This window comes from Occultella kanbiaonis (assembly GCF_009708215.1).
GTDB lineage: Bacteria > Actinomycetota > Actinomycetes > Actinomycetales > Beutenbergiaceae > Occultella > Occultella kanbiaonis.
On the sequence record NZ_CP046175.1, the window covers coordinates 1,074,625 to 1,099,178 of the forward strand.

Annotated in this window: 25 protein-coding genes; 10 read left to right on the forward strand and 15 right to left on the reverse strand. The window is 71.4% G+C overall.

What is annotated here, in order from left to right:
- Nucleotides 1-182: 182 nt before the first annotated feature.
- From GKS42_RS04650 to GKS42_RS04665, 4 genes are all read left to right on the forward strand, one after another.
- A complete protein-coding gene (locus GKS42_RS04650) occupies nt 183-1,595 on the forward strand; it encodes a Gfo/Idh/MocA family protein (RefSeq protein WP_154792789.1) in 1,413 nt (470 codons plus the stop codon).
- Nucleotides 1,595-1,951 (forward strand): L-rhamnose mutarotase, encoded by a 357-nt coding sequence (locus GKS42_RS04655; protein WP_154792790.1) that lies wholly within the window; start codon nt 1,595-1,597, stop codon nt 1,949-1,951. The genes GKS42_RS04650 and GKS42_RS04655 overlap by 1 nt, the downstream gene beginning before the upstream one ends.
- Nucleotides 1,952-2,225: 274 nt before the next feature.
- The gene (locus GKS42_RS04660) at nt 2,226-3,257 is read left to right on the forward strand and encodes a type IV toxin-antitoxin system AbiEi family antitoxin (protein WP_154792791.1); all 1,032 of its coding nucleotides are present in this window, start codon (nt 2,226-2,228) and stop codon (nt 3,255-3,257) included.
- Between the two features lie 178 nt (nt 3,258-3,435).
- Nucleotides 3,436-4,419, forward strand: a complete 984-nt coding sequence (locus tag GKS42_RS04665) for an NAD(P)-dependent alcohol dehydrogenase (RefSeq protein WP_154792792.1) — start codon at nt 3,436-3,438, stop codon at nt 4,417-4,419.
- Between the two features lie 50 nt (nt 4,420-4,469).
- On the opposite strand, the gene GKS42_RS04670 is transcribed toward GKS42_RS04665, so the two are convergent.
- Both GKS42_RS04670 and GKS42_RS04675 read right to left on the reverse strand, forming a co-directional pair.
- Nucleotides 4,470-5,384, reverse strand: a complete 915-nt coding sequence (locus tag GKS42_RS04670; RefSeq protein WP_154792793.1) for an SRPBCC family protein — start codon at nt 5,382-5,384, stop codon at nt 4,470-4,472.
- Between the two features lie 24 nt (nt 5,385-5,408).
- Nucleotides 5,409-5,738, reverse strand: a complete 330-nt coding sequence (locus tag GKS42_RS04675) for an ArsR/SmtB family transcription factor (protein ID WP_154792794.1) — start codon at nt 5,736-5,738, stop codon at nt 5,409-5,411.
- Between the two features lie 299 nt (nt 5,739-6,037).
- Here GKS42_RS04675 and GKS42_RS04680 point away from each other — a divergent pair, with 299 nt between their 5' ends.
- From GKS42_RS04680 to GKS42_RS04690, 3 genes are all read left to right on the forward strand, one after another.
- Nucleotides 6,038-6,802 (forward strand): 3-ketoacyl-ACP reductase, encoded by a 765-nt coding sequence (locus GKS42_RS04680; RefSeq protein WP_154792795.1) that lies wholly within the window; start codon nt 6,038-6,040, stop codon nt 6,800-6,802.
- A gap of 59 nt (nt 6,803-6,861) precedes the next feature.
- Nucleotides 6,862-8,976, forward strand: coding sequence for an FAD-dependent oxidoreductase (locus GKS42_RS04685; protein WP_154792796.1), 2,115 nt, complete (start codon nt 6,862-6,864; stop codon nt 8,974-8,976).
- 108 nt (nt 8,977-9,084) lie between these two features.
- On the forward strand, nt 9,085-10,245 hold the full coding sequence (locus GKS42_RS04690) for a flavin-containing monooxygenase (RefSeq protein ID WP_232847925.1): 1,161 nt from the start codon (nt 9,085-9,087) through the stop codon (nt 10,243-10,245).
- A gap of 6 nt (nt 10,246-10,251) precedes the next feature.
- On the opposite strand, the gene GKS42_RS04695 is transcribed toward GKS42_RS04690, so the two are convergent.
- From GKS42_RS04695 to GKS42_RS04715, 6 genes are all read right to left on the reverse strand, one after another.
- The gene (locus tag GKS42_RS04695) at nt 10,252-10,941 is read right to left on the reverse strand and encodes an outer membrane protein assembly factor BamB family protein (protein WP_168217757.1); all 690 of its coding nucleotides are present in this window, start codon (nt 10,939-10,941) and stop codon (nt 10,252-10,254) included.
- Complete coding sequence (locus tag GKS42_RS25960; RefSeq protein ID WP_168217758.1) at nt 10,935-11,399, reverse strand: hypothetical protein; 465 nt, start codon at nt 11,397-11,399, stop codon at nt 10,935-10,937. The genes GKS42_RS04695 and GKS42_RS25960 overlap by 7 nt, the downstream gene beginning before the upstream one ends.
- A 328-nt stretch (nt 11,400-11,727) precedes the next feature.
- Nucleotides 11,728-11,931, reverse strand: coding sequence for a hypothetical protein (locus tag GKS42_RS04700; protein ID WP_154792799.1), 204 nt, complete (start codon nt 11,929-11,931; stop codon nt 11,728-11,730).
- A complete protein-coding gene (locus GKS42_RS04705; RefSeq protein WP_154792800.1) occupies nt 11,928-12,146 on the reverse strand; it encodes a hypothetical protein in 219 nt (72 codons plus the stop codon). Before GKS42_RS04705 ends, GKS42_RS04700 begins: the two co-directional genes overlap by 4 nt.
- Nucleotides 12,147-12,261: 115 nt before the next feature.
- Entirely contained in the window at nt 12,262-12,729 is a 468-nt protein-coding gene (locus GKS42_RS04710) for a hypothetical protein (RefSeq protein WP_154792801.1), read from the reverse strand.
- A 19-nt stretch (nt 12,730-12,748) separates the two neighbouring features.
- Nucleotides 12,749-14,095 carry an outer membrane protein assembly factor BamB family protein gene (locus tag GKS42_RS04715; RefSeq protein ID WP_154792802.1) on the reverse strand — a complete coding sequence of 449 codons (1,347 nt, stop codon included), beginning with the start codon at nt 14,093-14,095 and terminating at the stop codon, nt 12,749-12,751.
- A gap of 204 nt (nt 14,096-14,299) precedes the next feature.
- On the opposite strand from GKS42_RS04715, the gene GKS42_RS04720 reads away from it, so the two are divergent.
- Nucleotides 14,300-15,382 carry a fatty acid desaturase family protein gene (locus GKS42_RS04720; protein WP_154792803.1) on the forward strand — a complete coding sequence of 361 codons (1,083 nt, stop codon included), beginning with the start codon at nt 14,300-14,302 and terminating at the stop codon, nt 15,380-15,382.
- Between the two features lie 111 nt (nt 15,383-15,493).
- Here GKS42_RS04720 and GKS42_RS04725 read toward each other — a convergent pair whose 3' ends face one another.
- The 3 genes from GKS42_RS04725 to GKS42_RS04735 are packed head-to-tail and all read right to left on the reverse strand — an operon-like array spanning nt 15,494 to nt 18,874.
- The gene (locus tag GKS42_RS04725) at nt 15,494-16,783 is read right to left on the reverse strand and encodes an alpha-L-fucosidase (protein WP_154792804.1); all 1,290 of its coding nucleotides are present in this window, start codon (nt 16,781-16,783) and stop codon (nt 15,494-15,496) included.
- A gap of 55 nt (nt 16,784-16,838) precedes the next feature.
- Nucleotides 16,839-17,711, reverse strand: coding sequence for a sugar phosphate isomerase/epimerase family protein (locus tag GKS42_RS04730; RefSeq protein ID WP_154792805.1), 873 nt, complete (start codon nt 17,709-17,711; stop codon nt 16,839-16,841).
- Nucleotides 17,711-18,874 (reverse strand): Gfo/Idh/MocA family protein, encoded by a 1,164-nt coding sequence (locus tag GKS42_RS04735; protein WP_154792806.1) that lies wholly within the window; start codon nt 18,872-18,874, stop codon nt 17,711-17,713. The genes GKS42_RS04730 and GKS42_RS04735 overlap by 1 nt, the downstream gene beginning before the upstream one ends.
- A gap of 389 nt (nt 18,875-19,263) precedes the next feature.
- Here GKS42_RS04735 and GKS42_RS04740 point away from each other — a divergent pair, with 389 nt between their 5' ends.
- Nucleotides 19,264-19,605, forward strand: coding sequence for a YtxH domain-containing protein (locus tag GKS42_RS04740; protein WP_154792807.1), 342 nt, complete (start codon nt 19,264-19,266; stop codon nt 19,603-19,605).
- Between the two features lie 87 nt (nt 19,606-19,692).
- Here GKS42_RS04740 and GKS42_RS04745 read toward each other — a convergent pair whose 3' ends face one another.
- From GKS42_RS04745 to GKS42_RS04755, 3 genes are all read right to left on the reverse strand, one after another.
- A complete protein-coding gene (locus tag GKS42_RS04745) occupies nt 19,693-20,715 on the reverse strand; it encodes a LacI family DNA-binding transcriptional regulator (RefSeq protein ID WP_154792808.1) in 1,023 nt (340 codons plus the stop codon).
- 159 nt (nt 20,716-20,874) lie between these two features.
- Nucleotides 20,875-21,234 carry a hypothetical protein gene (locus GKS42_RS04750; protein WP_154792809.1) on the reverse strand — a complete coding sequence of 120 codons (360 nt, stop codon included), beginning with the start codon at nt 21,232-21,234 and terminating at the stop codon, nt 20,875-20,877.
- 39 nt (nt 21,235-21,273) lie between these two features.
- Nucleotides 21,274-22,617, reverse strand: a complete 1,344-nt coding sequence (locus GKS42_RS04755) for an MFS transporter (RefSeq protein ID WP_168217759.1) — start codon at nt 22,615-22,617, stop codon at nt 21,274-21,276.
- Between the two features lie 101 nt (nt 22,618-22,718).
- Here GKS42_RS04755 and GKS42_RS04760 point away from each other — a divergent pair, with 101 nt between their 5' ends.
- Complete coding sequence (locus tag GKS42_RS04760) at nt 22,719-23,291, forward strand: ArsR/SmtB family transcription factor (RefSeq protein ID WP_154792811.1); 573 nt, start codon at nt 22,719-22,721, stop codon at nt 23,289-23,291.
- Between the two features lie 49 nt (nt 23,292-23,340).
- Here GKS42_RS04760 and GKS42_RS04765 read toward each other — a convergent pair whose 3' ends face one another.
- Nucleotides 23,341-24,531 carry an ROK family transcriptional regulator gene (locus tag GKS42_RS04765; RefSeq protein ID WP_154792812.1) on the reverse strand — a complete coding sequence of 397 codons (1,191 nt, stop codon included), beginning with the start codon at nt 24,529-24,531 and terminating at the stop codon, nt 23,341-23,343.
- Nucleotides 24,532-24,554 lie beyond the last annotated feature (23 nt).

The following is a 24,554-nucleotide window of genomic DNA, read 5'->3' on the forward strand; positions in this document are numbered from 1 at the left end:
GAATCAACGTTCGGAGCCGATCGGGATCCGGATTCGTGACCACTGCCCGGACACTTCACCGCCTTGGTTGACCCTCGTGTGACCGTGCGCATAACATCGTGCCGCACGTTCGTCGTACCCAGAGCCGGGGCCCGTTCGTCCTGGTGCCCGTTTCGAACACGCCACAGACCCAGGAGAGCCGAATGACCAGCCGCCGTTACGCCGTCGCCGGTACCGGACACCGCGCCAGGATGTATGTGAACGCCCTCACCGGGGTACACGCCGACGCCGGCGAGATCGTCGCGTGGTGCGAGCCGAACCCGGGGCGCGCACAGTTCCACGCCGAGGCCGTGGCCCGAGACCTCGGCCGTGCGGTGGACATCCCCCGTTACGAGCCCGCGGACCTGGAGACCATGATCGCCGAGCGTGATGTCGACGTCGTCGTCGTCACGGCACCCGACCACGCCCATGCCGACCTCGTCACCCGCGCCCTCCGCGCAGGCGCGGACGTGGTCGTGGAGAAGCCGCTGACCACGACGGCCGAGGGGTGCCGGGCGATCACGAGCGCCGTCGAGGAGACCGGGCGGTCTCTCATCATGACGTTCAACTACCGGTACGCCCCGCGGAACTCGAGCCTGCGCGAGGTGATCGCCTCCGGCGAGATCGGCGACGTGACCTCGGTCCACTTCGAGTGGGTGCTGGACACCGTGCATGGTGCGGACTACTTCCGACGGTGGCACCGGGACAAGGCGAACTCGGGCGGTCTGCTCATCCACAAGTCCTCACACCACTTCGATCTGGTCAACTGGTGGCTGCAGGACGCGCCGCGCCGCGTGTACGCCTCCGGTGGGCTGAAGTTCTACGGGCCCGACGGCGCCGGCGCGGCTGAGGCTGGCCCGCGTCCCAGCCGTGGGAGCGAGGCCGAGCCCGGTGACCGCTGGTCCATCGACCTCGCCGGCGAGCCGACCCTGAAGGCCCTCTACCTCGACTCCGAGCACCACGACGGCTATGTCCGTGACCAGGACGTGTTCGCCCCGGGCATCACCATCGAGGACAACCTCGCGCTCGTGGTCGACTACCGCCGCGGGGCGATGCTCACCTACTCGCTGAACGCCCACTCGCCGTGGGAGGGGTACCGGGTCAGCGTGAACGGCACCAAGGGCCGGGCCGAACTCCAGGTCGTCGAGCGCGGCGCGGTCCAGACCGACGCCAACGGAGACGCCGTCGTGGACCCCAGCGCCAAGCCCGAGGTCGGTGGCGGCGACGAGCTGCGGCCCCGCGGTGACCGCCTGATCGTCCAGAAGCACTGGCAGGAGGCTTACGAGTACCGGATCCCGGAAGGCATCGGTGGGCACGGCGGCGGAGACGCGATCCTGCTCCGCGACGTGTTCGACGGCTCCGGCGAGGACCCGCTTGGCCGTCGCGCCGGCTACCTCGACGGCGTCCGCGCGGTGAGCGTGGGCATCGCCGGGAACATCTCGCTCGCCTCGGGCGGCCCGGTCATCGTCGACGAACTGGACCTCGGTGTGGACGTGGGCACCGGGCTGGGTGACGCCGGACCGGATGCCGTTGTGGACGCCGGTGCCGCGGAGGCGGTCGGCGGGGGAGTGGCCTGATGCCCCGTGTCTGCTTCATCTCCCGAGTCCGACCGGACCGCCTCGACGCCTACCGGGAGGCCCACGCGCAGGTGTGGCCGGAGATGCTCGAGGCCCTGCGGGACACGGGCTGGCGGGACTACTCGCTGTACCTGTCCGACGACGGTCTGCTCGTCGGGCACCTGGAGACCGACGACTATGCCGCCGCCCAGGAGGCGATGACCCGCACCGCCGTCAACCCCCGCTGGCAGGCCGCGATGAGCCAGTTCTTCGTGGACCCGGGCAACCCGGACGAGGGCTTCCAGATCCTCGACGAGGTCTTCCACCTCGAGGACCAGCTCCGCGCGAACGGACTACCCACCCGCCCCACGCCCTGACCCAACCGCCCCTACCCGGCGCCCGGACCCGACCACCCGACCGACCACCCTGACCCGACCACCTGACCCGACCATCTGACCCGGCGCCTTCGACTTAGTCGGATCGCCCTCGACCTAGCCCTCGCGGACTCACTGGGTCGGCGGCTCCGGGACTAGCTGGGCGAGGGGCAGCCGCGAGGGCCTCTCCAGGTGGGCGCATCGTCCCGTTCGGCGGGGCAGAGGGGTCTGTCCACAGGGGGCTCCGCGTGCAGCGGCGGCACGTCACCCTGGGTGCATGCCCGCTGACATCCCCGCCCCACCGGAACTGCCGGTCGTGCACCTGACCAGCGAGCTCACGCAGGCGCGGCTCTCCCAGTTGAGGTCTACCGGCGACCTGCGGCGGGTGCGGCGCGGCGCCTACGTGCAGATCGCCGCGTCGGATCCGCCGTGGCGGCGCCGGGAGACCATGATGCTCGCCCGGTGCGTGGCGATCGCCCGGACAGCCTCTGCGACATACGCGTTCAGCCATGTCAGCGCTGCGCTCATCCACGGCTGCCCGATCTGGACACCCGAACCTGCCGCACACCTGACGCAGACCGTGACCCCCAGCGTGCGACCCGGTACGGATGTGCGCCGACATGTGTCCCGGGTCCCCGCGGACGAACTGACCCGGATCCGTGGCCTGCCGGTCACCACGCTCGAACGCACGGTTCTGGACTGCATCCGGAACCTGCATCCCCGGGACGGACTGGTGATCGCCGACGCGGCGATGCGAATCTCGATCCGGCCCGACCGCCGCCACCGCGAGGCGTACGCCGAGAAGATCGAGGAACTACGCAATCGGCTCCTTGCCAGACTGGAGCGTCCGGACATGGCGAGGGGGCGCCGTCGGGCTCGCGCCGTGCTCCGTGCCGCGGATCCGTACGCCGAGTCGGCCGCCGAGTCGGTGCTGCGATGGATCGCGGTCTCCCGTGGGCTCCGGCGCCCCACGACCCAGTATCCGATCGAAACGCACGAGGGCCTGTTCTACAGCGATATGGCCTGGGTGTTCCGGAGGGCGTACAGCGATGGGTCTCCAGGGCCCTCACTGGTGCTGCACGCCGAGTTCGATGGCCAGGGCAAGTACGGAGAGGACGCCCCCCGAGCCCTGGCGGCGGTCCGTGCCGAGAAGGTACGCGAGGATGCGATCCGCGAGGTCAGTGGCCCAATGGTGCGATTCACGCGGCCGGCCCTCGACGATCCGGTGGCGGTCTTCGCCCGCCTCACCAAGCACGTCACTCGGAAGTACGTGCTGACCCTGCGCGCCGACCCCGACCTGCACGGCTGAGACGTCGGGGCAGCCGCCGAGTTAGTCCTGGGGGCTTCGAGACAGGTGGAAGTCTCCCACTAGGTCGGGGGTTTGGGGACTAGGTCGAAGACCGGGCCGTCGGGGCCCTCGATCCTCCCGTGCGGTCGGGCGCCGAAGTGCCCGGACAGGGGCGCGGCCGCAGGGTAGGTTCGCTTCCATGAGGGCCGCGGTCAGCACGCGTTACGGGGCGCCCGATGTGGTCTCCGTCCGTGACGTCCCGGCCCCGGTTCCCGGGCCAGACGAGTTGCTCGTGCGGGTCGATGTGACCACGGTCAACCGCACCGACTGCGCCTACCGGGCAGCCCACCCGTTCTTCGTCAGGTCCTTCACCGGCCTGCGTCGGCCACGCCGCACGATCCTGGGTACCGAGTTCGCCGGGGAGGTCGTCCGGACCGGCGCGCGGGTGCACCGGTTCACGGTGGGCGAGAGGGTCTTCGGCTACTGCGAGGGCCCGTTCGGGGCACATGCCGAGTACCTCGTGGTGGCCCAGGACGCGATGGTGGCGACCGTCCCGGACGGCATCGGGCAGCGTGAGGCGGCTACCGCGACCGAGGGCTGCCACTACGCGTTGTCGGCCGTCCGACGCGCTGGGGTCCGGCCAGGGGAGCGGGTGCTGGTCAACGGGGCGACCGGGGGCATCGGCTCGGCGGCCGTGCAGCTGCTCGCGGCGATGGACGTCACGGTCACCGCGGTGTGCGCCGGTGAGCATGCCGACCTGGTGCGTGGCCTGGGAGCGGCCGAGGTGGTGGACTACCTGACCGAGGACTTCACCCGCACCACGCAGCGCTACGACGTGGTGATCGACGCGGTCGGCAAGAGCACGTTCGGCCGCTGCCGCCAGCTCCTCGAGCCGGACGGGGTCTACCTGTCCTCCGAGCTCGGGCCGGGCTGGCAGAACATCCCGTTGGCGCTGTTCGGTACGCTGCGGCGCGGCCGGCAGCGGGTGGTGTTCCCGTTCCCGGACGAGGGGCAGGCAGTGGTCGAGGGGATCCGCGACCGCCTCGCCGCCGGGACGTTCCGACCGGTGATCGATCGCAGCTATCCGCTCGAGGACATCGTGTCGGCCTACCGCTACGTCGAGACCGGGCAGAAGATCGGCAACGTGGTCGTCACCGTCCGGGACGAGTCCGCGGAGCGGTAGTCGACCGGGCACGACCCGCAGCCCGGGCGCGTGATCGTGAACACCACGGGTCAGGCGCCGAGCGACTGTGCCAGCTGGCCGAGGGTGAACTCCCAACCCTGACGGTAGGAGGTCGCGGGCGCGTCGTCGACCCACGGCCCACTGTGCCGGACGTGCACGACGCAACCTCCGCCGTCGGGCACTATCCGTACGTCGACGGCCTCGTCCGGCACGGAACCGTCCGCGTCCTCCCAGACCCACGTGAACGCCAGGTGCCCGGGTTCCTCGAGTGCGAGGTAGGACCCGCGGAGCGTGATGCCCGCACCCGGTGCCTCGATGCGGTAGCCGCCACCGATACGCGCGTCGACCTCGAACCGCACGTCGTCCCAGTGGCGCCACCACCAGGAGCGCAGGCCGTCGGTCGTCGTGAACGCGGCCCAGACCCGGTCCGGCGATGCTTCCACCCGCTGCGCTAGCTCGAGCGGAGCGCGCGTGATGGTGCGCCACTGCGCGGCGGCGTCCGCCTCCACCGTGTCGTCGGCGGTGCCGTCCGGCGGTGCGCCGAGGCTGCGTGCGAGTGCGTGCAGGCACTGCTCCCACCCACCGCCGTACCCGACGGCGTGGGCCGGCTCGGCGAGCGAGTGCTGCAGACTCAGTTCGGTCGTCGCGGCGTCGAGCGCGGTGATGCGCGCGGAGATGACGCTCTCGGCCTCGCCCTGCCACGACCATGAGACGGCGATCTCCTGGGCCGAGCAGGACAGCACGCGGCCTGCGGCGATGTCGTCGGTCTCATCGCTGAGCACCGCGGTGAACGCGTCGCCCGGAGCGCTCGGCGAGCCGGCGACGTCGCCGAACCAGCGGGCGAGGCGCACGGGGTCCGTGCAGGCGTCGTGGACCTGTGCCGGCGTGGCGCGGTACGTGCGCCGGAACGTCAGGGTGGGCCGCTCGGCGGTGCCGGTGAGTGCTCGCCGGATCGTGTCATCCATCGGGGATCCTCTCGGGGTGGGGAGTCAGGCCTTCTCGGTGCGGGCGCCGCGGGCGAGCTCGGTCTCCAGCGCATCCAGCCGTTGCGGCCAGAGCCGGGCGTATCGGTCGATCCAGGCGGTCACGTCGTCGAGTGCGCCGGGGACCAACCGGTAGATCCGGCGTGAGCCCGCGGGCAGGGACTCGACGACCTCGGCCTCGCGCAGCAGGCGCAACTGGTTGGAGACCGCCGGCTGGCCCACGCCGAACTCGGCTCGAATGACATCGCCGACCCCGCCCGCGGGCCGTTCGCCCTCCGCGAGCACCTCGACGATCCGTCGGCGGACCGGATCGGCCAGCAGGGCGAATGAATTCATTAGATAGTGATATCACGGATTGATGATATGCACCAGAGTTCGAGATTCCGGGGCGAGAGCGCCGACCATCGGTGAGGTCGCCGCCATCGAGCGCGACCGGCGCACGGGCGCCACCGCTCGGGCAGCGTCGCGGCGGGACCGCGCCGCGCGGAAAGCGCTTGCCAAACGCGAGTCGATCGGTGATCATGGACTGTCCCGCCCGGCACGTCGCCGTGCGGGAGACGCCCGAACGCGGACGCTCGAAGGGCGTCGACGAACCCGCGTCCAGACCGACGTCTCGAACACCGAAGGAGCCAAGCGTGCCGAAGGTCGCACTCGTCACCGGCGGAAACCGTGGCATCGGCCTCGGCATCACGAAGGAACTGCTCGGCGAGGGGTACGCCGTCGCGATCCTCGCGACCCGCGAGGAGCCCACCGAGCTGATCGCCGAACTGAGCGAGCTCGGCGAGGTGAGCTACGTCCGGGGCAGCGTTGCCGAGCTGGCCGACCACCGCCGCTACGTCGATGCCGCGCTCGAGCGCTGGGGCCGCATCGACCTGCTCGTGAACAACGCCGGCGTCGCGCCGGCCGAGCGCAACGACCTCCTCGTAGCCACGCCGGAGAGCTTCGACCGGGTCCTCGAGATCAACCTGCGCGGCCCGTACTTCCTCACCCAGCTGGTCGCCAACGCGATGATCGAGCGCCGCGCGCAGAACCCCGACGGCGTCGTCGGCACGATCATCAACGTCTCCTCGATCTCGGCGCAGGCCGTCTCGGTCAACCGCGGTGAGTACTGCATCTCCAAGGCCGGTGTCGGCATGGCCACCCAGCTCTGGGCCGTCCGCCTGGCCCCCGAGGGGATCGTCGTCTACGAGGTCCGCCCCGGCGTGATCGCGACCGACATGACGGCGGGGGTCAAGGAGAAGTACGACGCGCAGTTCGCGGGCGGGCTTGCGCCGATACCGAGGTGGGGCACCCCGCAGGACGTCGCGGGCGCCGTCGTCCAGCTCTCGGCGGGACGGATGGCGTACTCCACCGGCGACGTGATCAACGTCGGCGGCGGCATGCAGATCCCGCGGCTGTAGAGCACCACACGTTCCGGGCGGTTCCAGCCGGCCGTCCCCACGCTCGAAAAGGAAACACGATGACCGAGACCGCAGTCCCCGGCTCCCAGACCCTGACCATCGCCGGGATCGAGGTGCCCGTGGTCACCGCGAACACCGTCGTGGTCGGCACCGGCTCGGCCGGCTTCTGTGCCGCCGACCGGCTCTGGGAGTTCGGCCAGGACGACGTGGTGATGGTCACGGACAAGGTCGGCGCCGGGTCCAGCCGCAACGCCGGCTCGGACAAGCAGACCTACTACAAGCTGACCCTCTCCGGAGACGACGGCGACTCCGTCCACGAGATGGCGAAGACGCTGTTCTCCGGCGGCGCCATGGACGGCGACAACGCGCTCGCCGAGGCCGCGCTCTCGGCGCGCGGCTTCCTGCGCCTGTGCGACCTGGGCGTGCCGTTCCCGCAGAACCGGTACGGGGAGTTCATCGGCTACAAGACCGACCACGACCCGCGCCGCCGGGCCACCTCGGTGGGGCCGTACACGTCGCGGTCCATGGTGGAGCAGCTCGAGAAGAAGGTGCACCGCAACGGCACCCGCATCTACGACGAGTGCCGCGTCGTCGATCTGATCGTCTCGGGCGGCGCGATCGCCGGCCTGCTCGTGCTTCGACAGGACGTCCCGGCGGACTCCGAGGAGTCCCAGTACCTGCTGTTCCGCACGACGAACATCGTCTACGCCACCGGTGGGCCGGCCGGGATCTACGCCACCCGGGTGTTTCCGAACGGCCAGTGGGGTGCGTCCGGCGCCGCCTACCGCGGCGGCGTGCACGGCAAGAACCTCACCGAGTGGCAGTTCGGGCTGGCCTCGACCAAACCGCGCTGGAACGTCTCCGGCACCTACATGCAGGTCATCCCGCGGTTCGTCTCGACCGACGCCGAGGGCAACGACGAGCGCGAGTTCCTCACCGAGGCCATTCCCGACTACGGCCGGCTCATGACCCTGGTCTTCCTCAAGGGTTACCAGTGGCCGTTCGACATCCGCAAGGCCCGCGACGGCTCCTCCCTGATCGACCTGCTGGTCTACCGCGAGACCGTGCTGCGCGGCCGCCGGGTGTTCCTGGACTTCCGGTCCAACCCGGTCCGCCCCGACTTCGACCCGAGCGCGCTCGACCCCGAGGCCCGCGACTACCTGGACAAGGCCGGCGTGCTGTTCGGCACCCCGATCGAGCGGCTGCGCCGGATGAACGAACCCGCCTACCAGTTCTACCTGGACCGCAACCCGTACGTGGACCTCGAGACCGAGCTCCTCGAAGTGGACGTGTGCGCCCAGCACAACAACGGTGGCCTGGTCGTGGACGCCTGGTGGCAGTCGAACGTGGCCGGCTTCTTCCCGGTCGGCGAGGCCGGCGGCGCACACGGCGTCTACCGCCCGGGCGGGGCTGCCCTGAACAGCGGCCAGGTGGGCGCCACCCGCGCCGCCCAGTTCATCGCGGCCCGGCGCACGCAGGGCCCCGTCGCGGCCGAGGAGTTCAGCGCCGCGGCGACGCCCGTCCTCGCCGATGCGCTCGCCCTGGTCGAGCGCGCCACCGCGCGCGCGGCCGCCGGCACTCCGGACAACACCGGCGACCTCCTGCGCGAGGTCGCCGAGCTCATGAGTGCGAAGGCCGGTCCGGTCCGCTCGGCGGCCTCCATCGACGAGGCGCTCGTGCAGGTGCACGCGTGGCTGCGTGATTACGACGAGCTGGTCAGCGCGGACGCGTCCTCTCGTCGTTCGGTGAACCGCACGTTCCTGGTCCGGGACATCCTCACGACGGCGTACGTGTACCTGTCCGCGATGGCGGACTATGTGGGCCACGGCGGCCGCTCGCGCGGCTCGGTCCTGTACACCGATCCCGACGGCGGCCTGCCGCTGGTCGGTCACGGCGAGTCGGCCGAGCAGGAGCTGGACCTCCCGGACCTCTTCCGGTTCACGCTCGACGGCGGCGCCCTGGACCCCGAGGTCCAGGAGTCCGCGTGGGCTCGCCCGGGCGAGTCCGGCGACGGCGCGGGCCTGGCCGGGTGGGTCGGTCCGGTCTCGCGGGAGGTCGCCGACCCGGCCGGGCGACCGCTGTTCCGGTGGCGGCCGGTGCGGCCGATCCCGTCCGGCGACGACTTCTTCGAGAACGTCTGGCGCCAGTTCCGGGAGGACGGCAACATCCACTGATCCCGCGTCACGGCAGCAGCTGAGCGCGCACGATCTCGATCACATCTCGGGCTTCGAGCGGCCCCGAACACGGCATGGCTCGGCGGGAATCGGCCTAGGCTGCCGCTCGTGAGCTCCGAGGACGTCGTCGTCATCGGCGCGGGACCCGCCGGCCTCGCTGCCGCGGCCGAACTCCGCCGCCAGGGCGTGCGTGCCCTCGTCCTGGAGCGGTCGGACACCGTCGGCGCCGCGTGGCGGGGCCGCTACGACAGCCTCCGCCTCCACACGCCCCGTGAGCTGTCCGGTCTCCCCGGGCTGCCCATCCCGCGGGAGATGACTCGCTGGGTGTCCCGCGACGACCTGGTGAGCTATCTCGAGCAGTACGCGGTGCATCACCGGTTGGACGTCCAGTTCGGCGCCGAGGTCACCGGGATCGCTCGGACACCCACGGGAGCCTGGCGTGTTGCGCTCGCGGACGGCGGCATCCTCACGGTGGCGCACGTGGTCGTAGCCGCCGGCAACAGCAACACGACGGCACCGCTCGAGGTTCCCGGCGCGGAAACGTTCACCGGTGAGCTGGTGCCCGCCTCCGAGTACACGAACGGGATCCCGTTCGCCGGCCGCCGTGTACTCGTGGTCGGCTCGGGCAACACCGGCACCGACGTCGCAGTGGATCTGGTCGGGCACGGGGCTGCGTCCGTCTGGATCGCGGTCCGTACCCCGCCGCACATCCTTCCCCGCAACCGGGGGCTGGTGGCCGCCCAGCACGCAGGAGTCCTCGTGCGGCACCTGCCGCTGCCGGTCGCCGACCGGCTCGGCTGGGTCGTCACCCGCATCGCGACCCCCGGCCTGCGGTCCCACGGGCTGCCCCGCCCGCGCACCGGACTGCTGACGCGCGTGGTCCGCGATGGCAAGATCCCGGTCCTGGACCACGGCATCGTCGGAGCGATCCGGGCCGGCACGGTCCGCCCCGTCGCGGCACTTGCCCGTCTCGATGGCTCGGACGCCGTCCTCGTCGATGGTTCTCGCTTCGCGGTGGACGCCGTCGTGGCCGCCACCGGCTACCGGCGGGGACTGGAGCCGCTCGTCGGTGGGCTCGGTGTCCTCGACGGGAGGGGACGTCCTCGTGGCGGCGGCGGGCGCCCGGTACCTGGCGCACCGGGATTGTGGTTCATCGGCTATACCGACCCGATCTCGGGCATGCTCCGGGAGATCCGCATCGAAGCCCGCCGCCTCGCCCGGGCGATCGCCGGCACGTCGTCGCGGACGCATCTTCACGCCCGCCCGTGAACCGCGTCAGCCGACCTCCCAGGCCGTCAGGACACCCTCGCCTGCTGTGAAGAACCGATCGCCGGCGGACATGGAGAGCTGCCACGATTCGGCGATCTGGAGTTCCCAGATCTGCCGCCCGGTGTGCACGTCCACGCCGATGAGCGGGCTTGTCCCACTGCTGGTCCGGTCGTAGGTGCGGCCCGCGATGACGCTCCCGGCACCGACACATGGGCAGGTGAACAACGCGTCCGTCGGGAGTGACCAGTCCAGGGCGCCGGTCGACTCACGGATGCCTCGTAGGCGGCCGGTGCCGTCCGTGGTCAGGACCCGGCCCGCGAGGCGTGCCACCGGCATCTCGCCGGGGCGGCTCCAGAGAGTTTCGCCGGACTCGGCGGCACTGGCGACGGTGTCGATCGGGAACCGGTCCGATGCCCCGGGCGCTATCTCCTCGGCGGCGATCTGTGTCCCCGACAACGGATCGTCGTCAAGTTGTAGGTCCGCCTGGTCGGCGGGAATGGTGAGTGGTTCGCGGTGGCGGGAGTACAGCACGGTGCCGTCCGGCCCGGAGACACGCCAGTCCGGAATGCTCAACGACCCTGGGACGATGCGCTCTGGTTCGGAGAGGACGGCACCGGTCGTCACGTCCAGGATCAGCCCTTGCGGCTCGGTGCGGTGCGTGGCTCGGTCGACCTCGCGGCCGACGGAGATCAGCACTTTCTGGTCGAAGACCGCGATGCTCGGCTGCCATTCCGGTATTCCTGGTGTGACGGCGGTGTTCCAGATCGGTGTGCCAAGAGGGTCCGCTGTTCCCACGCCGGGCTCGATCGACGTGCCTTCACCCCCGTCGTCAGTCCCCAGGACCGGGGCTGCTCATCGACCAGGGCCCGCGCGGCGCCATCGAACCGGGCGACCTCATACCCCGCGGCCACGGTGCGGATCAGGACGAGGTCGGCACCCGCGGCAACAGCGTGCTCGACGCCCGGTACACCGGCGGCACCCACCTCGCCGCTGAGCGGATCGATCAGGAGGACCTGGGCATCGTCCCCCTGCCCGGTCACACAGGTCAGGCGCACGGCGTCATCGGTGCAGCGCGGAGCGAGCGCCGGTACGGACCATTGATCCGTGCCGGTCCGACGGTCCAAGCCCCTGATCGAGCGCTCGTCGATGATCACGACACGGGAGGGAAAGAGGCGCAGTTCCAGGCTGATGCTCGCCCGTGACAGTTCCTGCTCCCACGCGACGCGCGGTGGCTCGGACAGGTCCGTGACCAGGCCCCAGCCTGGTGGTGGCGGCGCCGGGGGTGCGATCAGCACCCCCGCGACGACGAGGGCGGTGGCTCCCCGCCACCCACGGCACCAGGCCGCGCCAGCGGCCGGACCCTCGGCTCACGACCGGTCGACCGGAACGCTCGATGCGGACCGGCCCCGCCGCGCCGTCGGGCTCGTCGTCCCCGGCGAACGTCAGCGTGAACTCGTCCCCCGACGACCCCCGTGCCATCGGTCAGGCGCCCGGCCGCGGACCGGATGAGAGGAGCCACTTGCCGCTGTCGGTGTTGATGAGGATGTCCCCTTCGCGGGCGCTCACGCAACTCAGCGGCCCGTCGCCCGGATCGGTACAGGTCACCACACCGGACCAGTCGACGTCGTCGAGAGCATCGACCAACGGCGTGTACCGGACCGTGGCCAGCGGGTCGGTCGCCGTCACCCAGATCTGCAACGCCGGCGCGGGTGCCGTGAAGCCGCCGCGGCTGTCCGCGGCAGCACCGTCAGCGCGGCGAGCGTCCCCGCGACGATCAGGGCAAGGCCCGCGACGATCCAGACCGCCGGCGCCACGGCAGCCAGGTGCGCTCGACCGCTGGCGGCTGTCACCGGGACCGCGCCGGCCGGACCGTTCGGCGTGCCGTCGTCGGCCCCACCCACGGTGAACTCCTCAGCGGGGTCCGTCCTCGGCGTGGCGTCATTGTGCCGTATCGCGGTCGGGTGGACCGAGTAGGGGGCCGGAGCCCGCGTATGCGGCCGATGCGCAGGGTTTCGATCAGCCCACCAGCCAGGACCTGGCGCCACCGAGGACCGTCCATTTGCCGGTATCCGCGTCGATGTACGCGACCCCTTGGTAGCGCCCGGCGGTACAAACCCATTCCCCACTGGGACGCGTCGGGTCGGGCGCACCGTGTTCGTCGGATTCCAGCGAACCGCTGCAGGATGAACCCATCCAGCCGAGCCCAGCGAGGGCAGCGCTGAAGTTCAGATACTGGGTTGGCGTGAAGCCGGTGTCCTGCGACAGCTCGAGCGCTTCGGGGCGGTCAGCCAGCGCGCGCGCAAGGGTCACCGGCGCCGCATAGATTCCGGCGACGATCAGTGCGGTGCCCAGCGCCGCGAAAGCGAACGCCGGCCGGGCGTGGTGAGTCCAGGAGACCACTCGGTGCGTGGTGCCGGGACCGTCCGCCATGCCGCCGTCGGGCTCGCCGAGGACGAACTCCTCCCCGTGGTCCAGCGACGCCATGGCGCCATTGTGCCGGACCTCACTCGGACTCGAACTGCCACAGCGTCAGCGAGGTGTTGGTCAACAGGACCAGATGGTCCCCGACCGGCGCGACGTCGAGCGGATAGTCCCCGACCGTCGGCACCCGCCAGCGCAGGGCACCGGTCCCCGTGTCGAGGCCTGCAAGCGAGGTCCTCCCGCCGGTGTCGGAGATGCCGACCAGCACGGTGTCGCCGGCCCCCACGCAGGCGCACCAGGCCAGCCGTCCGCGGTTCGCCGTCGTGGTCCAGATTTGTTCCCCGGTCTGCTCGACCAGACCGAACAGTGCACTGTCGGTGTAGACGAGCACGCGCCCGTCCAGCCGGGCGAACGGGTACGGGTACGCCTGCGGGAGCGACCAGAGCGGCTCGCCCGTGGTCCTGGTCAGCGCATCGAGCGTGCCGCCGCGCACCTGGAACACGACGTCGGAGTCCGGGTCGTCGTCGACGGGCATCGTCACCCCGTACGGCGCGATCGGGACCGGCTCGACGCTGCTCTCCCCGTCCGTGACGACCTGTCGGCCACCGGAGTTCCCGGCCTCAAGCGCGACGATCACGCCGGGCAACTCGTACACGAAGCCGCGGTCGAGTCGGATCTCGCCTGTCTGGGCGTCGAGCACGAACCCCGCGAACACCGAGACGAAGACCTCCCCGTCGACCACCCGGAGCACCGGCGCGTAGGGCTCTCCCCGCAGGCCAGGGCCGATGAGGGTGCTCCACCGGGGCTCGGCGAGGGGGTCCGAGCCCTGTAGACGCACCACCCGCTGGCCGTCCGCGTCCTGGCGCAACGCGATGATGTCACCGTCGGACTGCGTGACCAGGAGGGCGCCGGGCATCGGGGTGCGGGTGACGGTGCCGTCGGCAACGTCGATCCTCAGGATGGCGGCATCGACGTCGCGCCCCGCCCGGCAGAGCAACGGCTCGAACTCCCACGCGCACGTCATCCCGGGCTCGGATACGGACCAGATCGCGCGGCCGTCGGCGTCGTCGTAGCCGGTGACGGTCGACCACGTGCCCACCACCACCCGGTCCTCGAAGACTGCGACCCGTGGAGTGTCGAGCCACGAGGTCAGGTTCGGCATCGGCACGCTCCAGACCTCGTCGGGCGCCTGGGCCAGGTCGGCTTCGGCGACCACGCCCCACGCCGGCTGCACCGGCGGAACGGTGAGCACGCCGACCACGATCAGCGAGACGGCCGCGGCCACCCAGGCCGGAGCCGAGGAGGTCGTCACCTGGCTGGGCCGGCGGCGTGGACCGGGCTCGCCGGCATCCACGGGGAAGTCAGCCTCGGCCGGGACATTCTCGGCTGCGAGGGTGAACTCGTCGTAGTCGCCTGGGGCGCCGCCCATACTCGATTGTCGTCCCGTGCGCGGAGGTCCGCCCGGTGGTTGACCGACGGGAGTGGGTTCGCCGCGCCGAAGGTGAAGGTCCTGGACATGACCCGCCGCCCTTGCGCCCGGCGTGCGACACTTGAGGAAGTGTCCGGCGCGATCGAGCGGTCACGCCAGGGCGCCTGAGTGCGTCACCACGCACGAAGAGCCCGAGGCGGCAGTATGAGCAGTATCGCGATCCAGCTTCCGGGGACCGGCACGGTTCGGGAACGGCACGTCAGCGACTTCAAGGAACTGACCCAGCGCGTGCAGGCCGCCGGTCTGCTGAAGCGCAGTTACGCCTACTACTGGTCGAAGATCATCGGCCTCACCTTCGGTGGGTTGGCACTCGCCGCGGCGTTCGTGCTGATCGGCAACAGCTGGTGGCAGATGGCGCTCGCGGTCGGCCTGGCCCTGTTGATGACCCAGGTCGCATTCCTCGGGCACGACGCCGCGCACCGGCAGATCTTCGTCTCCGGCAAGTGGAACGAGTGGATCTCCCTGATCCTGATCAACCTGTTCGTCGGCATGGGGCACGGCTGGTGGCAGCGCAAGCACACCAAGCACCACCAGGTCCCGAACAAGGTGGGTGCCGACCCCGACATCGGGGGCCGCGTGCTCGCGTTCACCCCGGAGGGCTACGCGTCCCGCAAGAACCCGCTGACGCGGTGGCTCGCCACCCAGCAGGGCCGCTTCTTCTTCCCGCTGTTGCTGCTCGAGGGTGTCAACCTGCACGTGCAGGGCATCAAGGGCGTGCTCTCCAGGGGCAAGGTCAAGCGTCGCTGGGTCGAACTTAGTTTCATCGCGTTCCGCCTCGGCAGCTATTTCGCGCTCGTCTTCATCATCCTGCCGCCCGGCAAGGCCGCCGCGTTCATCGGCATCCAGCTCGCCGTGTTCGGCCTGTACATGGGCTCGTCCTTCGCGCCGAACCACATCGGCATGCCGCTCGTGCCGCCCACGGCCAAGATCGACTTCCTGCGCCGCCAGGTGCTGATGAGCCGCAACATCACCGGTGGCCGCGCGGTCGACACCTTCATGGGCGGTCTGAACTTCCAGGTCGAGCACCACCTGTTCCCCTCGATGTCCCGCCCGAATCTGCGCAAGGTCGCGCCGATCGTGAAGGCACACTGCGAGGCACTCGGAGTGAGGTACACCGAGACCACGCTGATGCAGTCCTACCGGGCCGTGATCGCCTACCTGAACAAGGTCGGCCGCGGCGGCCTGGACGTGTGGGCATGTCCGTTGGCGGCGCAGTACCGCCTCTGAGCAGCTCGGCATTACGGGCCATGCCCGACGGCGGTGGGCCGGCTCCGCATGGTGGCGAGCAGTCTGCTCCGGCTCCTGCCCGACGGCGGTGGCCGGCCGGTCGGGCCCGCGTCAGTCCGGTGGTGGTGTGGTCGGCGCACGGTAGTTCGCCGGCAGGTCCGGCACGACTGCGCCGCCGGTGTCGTAGGCCGTGACGGACGTGAGGTGACCGGCCGCGGACGCGCCGCCGTCGGCCTCCACCCGGACCACCAGCTCGCGGACGCGGACCGGTTCGAAGACGTGCACCCGGCGGACCCCGACCGTGCCTGCGGCGACCAGCACCACGCCGTCGGGCGTGCGCACCTCGTGCCCGCGCACGTGCTGGCCGGCGGTGAGGTCCTCGCGCAGCACCAGGTGATCGATGGTCACCGGGCGCTCGAACCGGGCCAGCACGGTGTCCCCCGACGCAGTCAGCGTGGCCGGGACCGGGTCGGCGAACCGGCGGTCCCACACGGCTCGCCAGGCGCGCACCCGGGCCACGTCCTCCTCGGGGATGTGCCCGCGGGCATCGGGCGGCAGGTTCAGCAGCAGGCCCGCGCCGAGGCCGATCGACCGGTAGGCGATCGCCAGCAGGTGGTCCACCGTCTTCGGTGACTCGGCATCGTGGTGGAACCAGCCAGGGCGGATCGAGACGTCGCACTCCGGGGGCAGGTACCGCGCCTCGGCGAGGTCCGCGGTGCCCTCGGTGTAGTTGTCCGCGTGGGTCCGATCGACCACGTACTCGACCGGATCGGCGGCCAGGCCGTCCTCGTTGCCGACCCAGCGGATCGTCGGCCGGCCCATGTTGAAGACCATGGCGCCGGGCTGGAGCTCGTCGATCAGGGCGGCGATACGGTCCCAGTCATAGCTGCGTCCTGCCGAGCCGGCGCCGTCGAACCAGAGCTCGAACAGCTCGCCGTAGTTCGTGCAGAGCTCACGCAGCTGGGTCAGATAGAGATCGTCGTAGGCCTCGGCGTCCTCGTAACAGGGCGCGTTGCGGTCCCAGGGGGACAGGTACAGCCCGAGCGCCAGTCCGTGGCGCCGGCAGGCGGCAGCGACCTCGGCCACGACGTCCCCGCGCCCCTCGCGCCAGGGCGAGGAGGCCACGGAGTAGTCGGTCGTGGCGCTCGGCCACAGGCAGAACCCGTCATGGTGCTTGGCGGTGAGGACGGCGTACTTCGCACCGGCGTCGAGGGCGGTCCGGACCCACTGGTCGGCGTCGAGGTCGCCCGGATCGAACGTGGCCGGATCGAGCGTGCCGTCGCTCCACTCGCGGTCGTTGAACGTGTTGATGCCGAAGTGCCAGAACACCCCGAGCGCGGCCTCCTGCCAGCGCAACTGCGCCGGGGTGGGCACGGGTCTCGGGGTGCCGGGGTTGGTCATGGCTCCATCCTCGCCGATCCGGGCCCGCCGCCCCTCGCACGCCCCGCCGAGTGGGCTACAGGTACGGGCGCACCAGGGTGTCGTAGCGCTCGGCCATGGTGGCGATCGTCTCGTCGCCTGGGGAGTCCCAGATCTGCTGGTTGAAGATCTCGACCTCGACGTCGCCGGTGTAGCCGGTCCCGGCGATCCAGGAGGTGATCGTCGGGAAGTCGATGTAACCGTCGCCCATGAATCCGCGGGAGAGGAGTGCATCGGTGGCCAGCGGGAGCAGCCAGTCGCACACCTGGTAGGACGCGATCCGGCCCTGGGCGCCGGCCCGGGCGATCTGCTCGCGCAGGTCGGGGTCCCACCACACGTGGTAGGTGTCCACGACCACCCCGACGGTCTCGGCCGGGAACTGCTCGGCCAGGTCCAGGCACTGCTTCATCGTGGACAGCACCGCCCGGTCCGCGGCGAAGATCGGGTGCAGCGGCTCCAGGACGATCCGCACGTCGTGCTCGGCCGCGAACGGGGCCAGGTCGGCGACCCGGTCGGCCACCCGCTGCCGCGCCGCGACCAGGTCGCGGTCGCCGTCGGGCAGTGCCGGGCCGCCGGGTGCACTCGCCGCGCCGAGGCCACCGACCACCATGACCAGCTCGCGGGTGCCCAGCGTCGCGGCCTCGACGATCGCGGCCCGGTTGTCCGCCAGGGCGGCCGCCCTGCCCGCCTCGTCCGAGGCGGTCATGAACCCGCCACGGCACAGCGAGGAGACCCGCAGCCCGGCATCGGCGACGATCCTCGCGGCGTTCTCCAGGCCGGCCTCGGCCACCCGGTCGCGCCACAGCCCGACGGCGGGCAGCCCGGCCCGCACGGCGCCGTCGACCGCCTCGGCGAGTGTCCAGGCCTTCGTGGTCGCCGTGTTCAGGGACAGCCGGCTCAGGTCCGCCATCAGAGCGTGATGGGGGTGAGGTCGATGCGGCGGCCCTGCTCCGACGAGGCCAGCCCGGCCTCGGCGAGTTGCACGCCGCGGGCAGCCGAGAGCAGGTCGTAGCGGTGCTCACGACCGGCGACGGCGTCGCGCAGGAACTCCTCCCACTGCAGCTTGAAGCCGTTGTCCAGGTCGTCGTTCGCGGGAACCTCGAGCCACTGGTCGCGGAACGGCTCGGTCACGGGCAGGTCAGGGTTCCAGACCGGCTTCGGTGTGTGCGCGCGCTGCTGGGCGACGCACTTGCGCAGCCCGGCGACGGCGGACCCATGGGTGCCGTCCACCTGGAACTCGACGAGCTCGTCGCGGTAGACGCGCACGGCCCAGGAGGAGTTGATCTGGGCGATGATCTCCTCGCCGTTCGGGCCGGTGATCTCGAAGATGCCGTAGGCGGCGTCGTCGGCGGTGGCGTCGTAGGCCTCGCCGCGCTCGTCCCAGCGGGTGGGGATGTGGGTGGCGGTCCTGGCGACCACGGACTTCACGGAGCCGAGAATGCCCTCCAGGACGTAGTTCCAGTGGCAGAACATGTCCGTGGTCATGCCGCCGCCGTCCTCCTTGCGGTAGTTCCAGGAGGGGCGCTGCGCGGACTGGTGGTCGCCCTCGAAGACCCAGTAGCCGAACTCGCCACGCAGGGACAGGATGCGGCCGAAGAAGCCCTCGTCCACGAGACGGCGCAACTTCACCAGGCCCGGCAGGTACAGCTTGTCGTGCACGACGCCGGCGGTGACGCCGGTCTCGTTGCGGAGCCGGGCCAGCTGGATGGCCTCCTCGAGGGTCTCGGCGGTCGGCTTCTCGGTGAAGATGTGCTTGCCGTTGCGCATCGCCCGGGTCAGTGCGGCGTAGCGGCGGGACGTGACCTGGGAGTCGAAGTAGACGTCGATGTCGTCGGCGTCGATGACCGCGTCCTGGTCCGTGGTCCATTCGGCGATGTCGTGCTTCTCGGCGATCTCTCGGACCGCATCCGCGCGCCGGCCAACCAGGATCGGCTCGACCTGGACCTTGGTGCCGTCCTCGAGGACCACGCCACCGGCCTCCCGGATCGGCAGGATCGAGCGGAGCAGGTGCTGGCGGTAGCCCATGCGGCCGGTGATGCCGTTCATGGCGATGCGGAGGGTGCGGGTCGTCATCGGGGTCGTCGTCTCCTGGGAATCGGTGGGGGAGTGAGGCACTCCCACGTTGGAATGCGCTTTCCGTAGCGTACGGCCGGGGTCGGAGCACGTCAAGATCTGCCACGTCGGGTGCCGATCCACGGCCCTGCGGTCATGCGGTTCCGGGTCCAGCAGTGACGCCGGTGCGTGGCCCGGCCGTTGACCTGGAACCAGTTGCGTCGCCGAGGTACCAAGGCGTGCGGCAACGAGGTCGACGCGGCGGGTACGGGGTCGACGTGTCTGGCCGTGACTCGTCGGGCGGCGGGTTGCCGGGCGGCTCTCCCCATTGTGGCGACCGCCCCACCCCGCCATGCTGGGCTCGCACTGCAGCAACCGAGGCGAACCCGGAGGACGAATCGATGTCGGACATGTTCAACGATTTCAAGGACAAGGCGAGCGAGGCGTTGGAGAGCGCGAAGAGCAAGGTCGGCCCCGCCGTCGAGGGTTTCGCGGACAAGGCCGGCGACGTCTTCGAGGACGTGAAGGAGAAGACCGGGGACGTCTTCGAGGACGCCAAGGACAAGGCCGGGGACGTCTTCGAGGACGCCAAGGAGAAGGCCGGCGACGTGATCGAGGACGTCAGGGACCGCTTCGACGGCGACGACGTCGAGGCGCCCGCCGCTCCGGAGGCCGCTGCAGCCCCGGAGGCCGTCGCCGTTCCGGAGGCCGCTCCCGCTCCCGAGTCGCCGACGCCGACGCCGCCCGCCTGAACCCTGCCGCCGACGGGCGCGGTGCGCGTGCGCCGCGCGCCCGTCGGGCTGCCGGCCGGGGTGCTCTGCGTGCCGCAGCGCGCGGGATCAGTTCCGCGGCGGTGTGGAGTCGCGCAGGACCACGGTGCTCGCCACCTGCTGGACGCGGGGCTCGGGCGCCGGCTCGGCCAGGGTCAGTTCGGTGGCGGCGGTCCCGACCTCGAGGAGCGGCACCCGCACCGTGGTCAGTGACGGCGTCAGGTCGCGCAGCGTGACGATGTCGTCGAAGCCGGCGATCCCGATCCCGGTGCCGACCGCGACTCCCGCATCGCGTGCGGCCGCCATGGCGCCGACGGCCATCACGTCGTTGACGGCGAAGACCACGTCGACGGCGGCGCCCGACTCAAGCAGTTGGCGCATGCCCTCGTAGCCGCCGTCGCGGGTGAACGCCGAGCGCACGATGTGGTCGGGGGCCAGGGTGGCGTCGTGGCCGGCCAGGCCGGCCACGAACCCGTCCAACCGGTCCCGAGCGGTGAGGTGGCCGGCCGGGCCGGCGAGGGCCGCGAACCGGCGGTAGCCGGCTCCGTGCAGCGCCCCCGCCAGGTCCGCGGCCCCGGCGGCGTTCTCGATCACGACCGTGTCCACGTCGAACAGCGGCTGGCCGATCATGGCGACCGCACCACCGCCGGCACGGTAGGCGGCGAGGGCGGCGCGGAGGCGGTCGTTGACGGCCTCGTCGTCGGTCCGGCCGCCGGCCATCACGATGGCCCGCGCCCGCTGGCTCTGGAGCACCTCGATGAAGGCGATCTCGCGCTCCGGGTCGTGGCCGGTGCTCGCGAGGGTGACCATCAGCCCGGCCTGCTCGGCGGCGGCGGTGACGCCGGAGGCGATCGAGGAGAAGTACGGGTCCGCGATGTCGTGCACGATCAGACCGATCGTGGTGGTGCGGCCGCGGGCCATCGCCTGTGCGTTCGCGTCCGGTGAGTAGTGCAGCGCCGCGGCCGCCGCGAGCACCCGCTCCCGCAGCTCGGGCCGGACCGTGCGGTTGGCGCTGCCGTTGATGGCGCGCGAGGCGGTCGCGAGGGAGACGCCGGCCTCGCGGGCGACGTCGCTGAGGGTGACCGAGGGCATGACACCAGGGTAAGCGCTTTCACGACCCTCGTGGGGGAGGTGCCCGGGCGCCGGACTTGCGAGCGTGCGGTTGTGCGGCCCATTGACCGGATGTGCCGCACAGTCGCGCGCTCGGTCTCGGATCCGCGCCCGTTCGGTCTCGGATCCGAACCGCGGCGGTCAACTGCCCGGCTGGGCCATGCGGCGGATCCAGGCGGCCCCTTCGGGGAGGAGGTCGCACGGCAGCGGAACGGGGACTCGGCCACCGGGCACGCCGATCGCGACGATGGCGGTCCAGCTGCCACCCGGTTCGGGACCGGGCACCTGCTCCACGTCGGGCAGCACCTCGAGCACGAGCACGCGGGAGGCCGGGTGGAAGTCGTTGTCGATCCCGCGGCAGTGGCCGAGCACCCGTCCGTCCGGATCGACGGCGACGAAGGAACGCCGGTTGTTCCCGCCGCGCCACCGGTCGGGCAGCAGGTCGTCGAACCTGCCCCGGGACGTCTCGACATCGGCGGTGGTGGCGGGGCGAACGTGCATGGCGGCCAGTGGACCACGCCCACCCGGACACGGTGCTCGTCAGTCGCCGGTGCCGACGGCGGCGTCCTCCAGGGCGGCCCGGTCCGCGTCGGCCCGCGCCACCACGGCCGGTGTGACCCGGGCTATCGCGTAGGCGACGAAGATCAGACACACCGCGACCGCGCCGAGGAACACGGCGGGCAGCCCGAACGCCTCCCCGACCGCGCCGCCGAGCAGGGCGCCGACCGGCATCGTGCCGTACATGAGGGTGGCCGAGGCCCCGCCGACCCGCCCGAGCATGACGTCCGGGATCAGGCGCTGGCGCATGGCCCGGGTGATCACGTTGCCGACCATGTTCGTGAAACCGATCACCACGAACGCGGTGCCGATCGCCCACGCGTTCGGCAGCAGCACTGGCACGGCGAGCAGCGCCGAGTTGACGATCCAGACGATCGCGAGCAGCCGCGTCTCGGTGATCCGTCCGAGCAGGTGCTCGGCCAGCACCGAGCCGAGCACGGCCCCGATCGCCACGGTGGTGATGAGGATCGCGTACATCTGCTCGCTGAGGCCGACGGCCGAGGTCGGCCCGACGAGCCACAGCACGAACACGGCGAAGTAGGCGGTGTTCGCAAGGTTCATCGCGGCCCCGGTGATCACCAGCGGTCGCAGGACCGGGTGAGCGAGCAGGTAGTGCAGGCCCGCCCGGATCCGTGCACCCATCGACTCCGCGGGCGCCGCATCCTTGGGTCCGCGGGCCGCCGGCTCCGACACGCGGGCACCGCCCACATGATCGCCCGCCCGGTACGAGCCCCGCAGACCGAGGCCGATGCAGGCGATCGCGATGCCACAGAGCAGCCCCGGCACGCCGAATGCCCAGGCCGGCCCGGCCGTGAGCAGGAAGCCGCCGAGCGGCGCGCCGACGAACTGGTTCGCGACCTGTTGGACGCCGAGCAGCCGGCCGTTCCCGGATGCCAGGCGTGAACGCGGTGTCACGGCCGGGATGAGTGTGCCCGCAGCAGTGTCCGCGAACACTTCGGCGGCGCCGAACACGAGCAGCAGGCCGAGCAGCACCGGCATGGTCAGCGCACCGGCGAGCGCGGCGCCGGTCGCCAGGGCGAGCACCACCATCCGTAGCGCCATCGCCACGAGCATGATCCGCCGCCGATCGCCGCGATCGATCAGCGCACCCGCGTACAGGCCGAGCAGCAGCCAGGGCAGCCAGGTCGCGGCGGACAGCAGCGAGATCCGTAGCGGTGAGGTGGTCAGCCCGAGCCCGATCAGTGGCACGGCCACCAGCAGGATCCCGTCGGCCAGGTTGGAGGAGGCCGTTGAGGCGAAGAGGGCGACGAACCGGCGCCCCAGTGGCTCGAGGGTCTTCGGCGAGGTGCCGAGCGATGCTGTCACGGTGGTGCTCCTCGTAGACTGAGTAGAGAAAGCGATGCAGAGGAATTTATGCAGAGAAATCTCTGGAACTCTAGCGAGCATGGGCACGGGAGGGCAAGGGCATGGAGGAACTCGCACATGAGCCGCGACTGGACGCCGCGGCGATGAAGGCGTTCGCACACCCGCTCCGGCTCCGGATGTTCTCGGTGCTCTCGAACGGCGGCCCGGCCACTGCCACCCGCCTGGCCGAGCGGCTGGGCGAGAACACCGCCCAGACCAGCTATCACCTGCGCCAACTCGAGCGGCACGGACTCGTCGAGGAGGACACCAGCCTCGGCAAGGGACGGGAACGCTGGTGGCGCGCCGCCTCGTTCAGCATGCAGCGCACCAACGAGGGCGCTGGGCCGGTGCAGGCGATCCTGCGTTCGGCGATCGTGGAGGACCAGGCGGCGACCCTGCAGACCTGGCTCTCCGACGACGCCGCCCCGCAGGAGTGGGTGGTGGCGTCCCTGGAGCAGTCCACGACCGCCGTCCTCACGGCGTCCGAACTTGCCGCCCTGAACCGGGAGGTCCAGGAGGTGATCGACCGGCACACCTCAGCGGGGTCCGGGCGAGAGGCCGCCCTGCGCGAGGGGTCGGCGGGCCTGCGTCGGATCAGGGTGTACTACGACGGGTTCCCGCTCCCGGTGGACTGACGGCACGACGCTGCCGGGATCCGTACCGGGGTGGATGCCCGCGGTGTTCTCAGGCGGAGGCGAGCCAGGCGCTCGGGTCCTCGATCACGGTGGCGAGCGCGGCACGGGCCGCGCCGGTGAGTGCGGGTCGGTCGCCCGCGACCGACGCACGTACCTGCGCCGGTGCCCACGGCGCGGCCAGTACGCGCACGGAGAGTTCCCGCTCGAGCTCGGGCCGGAGGTGCTCGGTCAGCGGGGCGAAAGTGTTGCCCAGCACCACCTCCGAGACGTCGACGAGGTTGATGAAGGCCCCGACGGCGGTCCCGAGTGCGCGTGCCGCGGCGTCGACGGCGCCGCGCGCGGCCGGATCGCCCGCCGCGAGGGCGGCAACCAGGTCCGGCGGGCGCGCGTCGTCGGGCAGGCCGGCGCGGCTGAGCAGGGCCGCGGTTCCTGCGTAGGTCTCCAGGCATCCCGTCGCGCCGCACCGGCACGCCGGGCCGGTCGGATCCACGCAGACGTGCCCGAGCTCGCCACTCCAGCCGTGCTCGCCGGCGAAGAACTCGCCGCCGTGCACGATCGCGGCGCCGATGCCCACGCTGCCCGACAGGTACAGGAACGAGTCGCCCCCGGAGCCCGCGGCCAGTTCGGCGCCGGCCGCGAACCTGGCCTCGTTGCCCAGGTGCAGGCGCCCGCCCGGGATCGGTGCGCCGAGCAGGTCTGCCGGGGTGACGTCCGTCCAGCCGAGGTTCGGTGCCCGCAGCAGCACGCCGCCGCGCAGCAGGCCCGGCAGGGCCAGGCCCGTTCCGGCCAGTCTGGTGCCGCCCGCCGTGGCCACCGCCTCGGTTCCCAGGGCCCCCAGTTCGGCGAGCACCTGCGCCGGATCCGACCCGCGCAGGTCCCGCTCGCGCGTCGCCTCACCGAGCACGGTCCCGGACAGGTCGAGGACCCGGGCGCCCAGGTAGTCGATGTTCACCTCGAGGCCGAGGGCGCCGACCGTGCCGGGGGCTGGCCGCAGCGGGATGGCCGGTCGCCCGGCGAGGCCGGCCGTCAGTGGCGCGTCCTCGGCGACGAGCCCACCCTCGATGAGTTCGGTGACCAGCCGCGAGACCGTCGCCCTGGTCAGGCCGGTCGCCGTGGCCACGTCGGCTCGGGACGGCGGGGTCGGCGCACTCATCACGGTCCGGGCGATCAGGGACAGGTTGTGTTCACGCAGCGTCTCCTGGCGCACGGCGCCGCCGCCTCGTCCGCCGTTGCCTCGCATGGCTTGACCCTAACCGAATCGAT

Bases quoted from the DNA above. Each gene is read 5' to 3' on its own strand.
- GKS42_RS04650 (WP_154792789.1), top strand. From the start codon at position 183: ATGACCAGCCGCCGTTACGCCGTCGCCGGTACCGGACACCGCGCCAGG.
- GKS42_RS04655 (WP_154792790.1), top strand. From the start codon at position 1,595: ATGCCCCGTGTCTGCTTCATCTCCCGAGTCCGACCGGACCGCCTCGAC.
- GKS42_RS04660 (WP_154792791.1), top strand. From the start codon at position 2,226: ATGCCCGCTGACATCCCCGCCCCACCGGAACTGCCGGTCGTGCACCTG.
- GKS42_RS04665 (WP_154792792.1), top strand. From the start codon at position 3,436: ATGAGGGCCGCGGTCAGCACGCGTTACGGGGCGCCCGATGTGGTCTCC.
- GKS42_RS04670 (WP_154792793.1), bottom strand. From the start codon at position 5,384: ATGGATGACACGATCCGGCGAGCACTCACCGGCACCGCCGAGCGGCCC.
- GKS42_RS04675 (WP_154792794.1), bottom strand. From the start codon at position 5,738: ATGAATTCATTCGCCCTGCTGGCCGATCCGGTCCGCCGACGGATCGTC.
- GKS42_RS04685 (WP_154792796.1), top strand. From the start codon at position 6,862: ATGACCGAGACCGCAGTCCCCGGCTCCCAGACCCTGACCATCGCCGGG.
- GKS42_RS04710 (WP_154792801.1), bottom strand. From the start codon at position 12,729: ATGGCGTCGCTGGACCACGGGGAGGAGTTCGTCCTCGGCGAGCCCGAC.
- GKS42_RS04715 (WP_154792802.1), bottom strand. From the start codon at position 14,095: ATGGGCGGCGCCCCAGGCGACTACGACGAGTTCACCCTCGCAGCCGAG.
- GKS42_RS04720 (WP_154792803.1), top strand. From the start codon at position 14,300: ATGAGCAGTATCGCGATCCAGCTTCCGGGGACCGGCACGGTTCGGGAA.
- GKS42_RS04725 (WP_154792804.1), bottom strand. From the start codon at position 16,783: ATGACCAACCCCGGCACCCCGAGACCCGTGCCCACCCCGGCGCAGTTG.
- GKS42_RS04730 (WP_154792805.1), bottom strand. From the start codon at position 17,711: ATGGCGGACCTGAGCCGGCTGTCCCTGAACACGGCGACCACGAAGGCC.
- GKS42_RS04735 (WP_154792806.1), bottom strand. From the start codon at position 18,874: ATGACGACCCGCACCCTCCGCATCGCCATGAACGGCATCACCGGCCGC.
- GKS42_RS04740 (WP_154792807.1), top strand. From the start codon at position 19,264: ATGTTCAACGATTTCAAGGACAAGGCGAGCGAGGCGTTGGAGAGCGCG.
- GKS42_RS04745 (WP_154792808.1), bottom strand. From the start codon at position 20,715: ATGCCCTCGGTCACCCTCAGCGACGTCGCCCGCGAGGCCGGCGTCTCC.
- GKS42_RS04750 (WP_154792809.1), bottom strand. From the start codon at position 21,234: ATGCACGTTCGCCCCGCCACCACCGCCGATGTCGAGACGTCCCGGGGC.
- GKS42_RS04760 (WP_154792811.1), top strand. From the start codon at position 22,719: ATGGAGGAACTCGCACATGAGCCGCGACTGGACGCCGCGGCGATGAAG.
- GKS42_RS04765 (WP_154792812.1), bottom strand. From the start codon at position 24,531: ATGCGAGGCAACGGCGGACGAGGCGGCGGCGCCGTGCGCCAGGAGACG.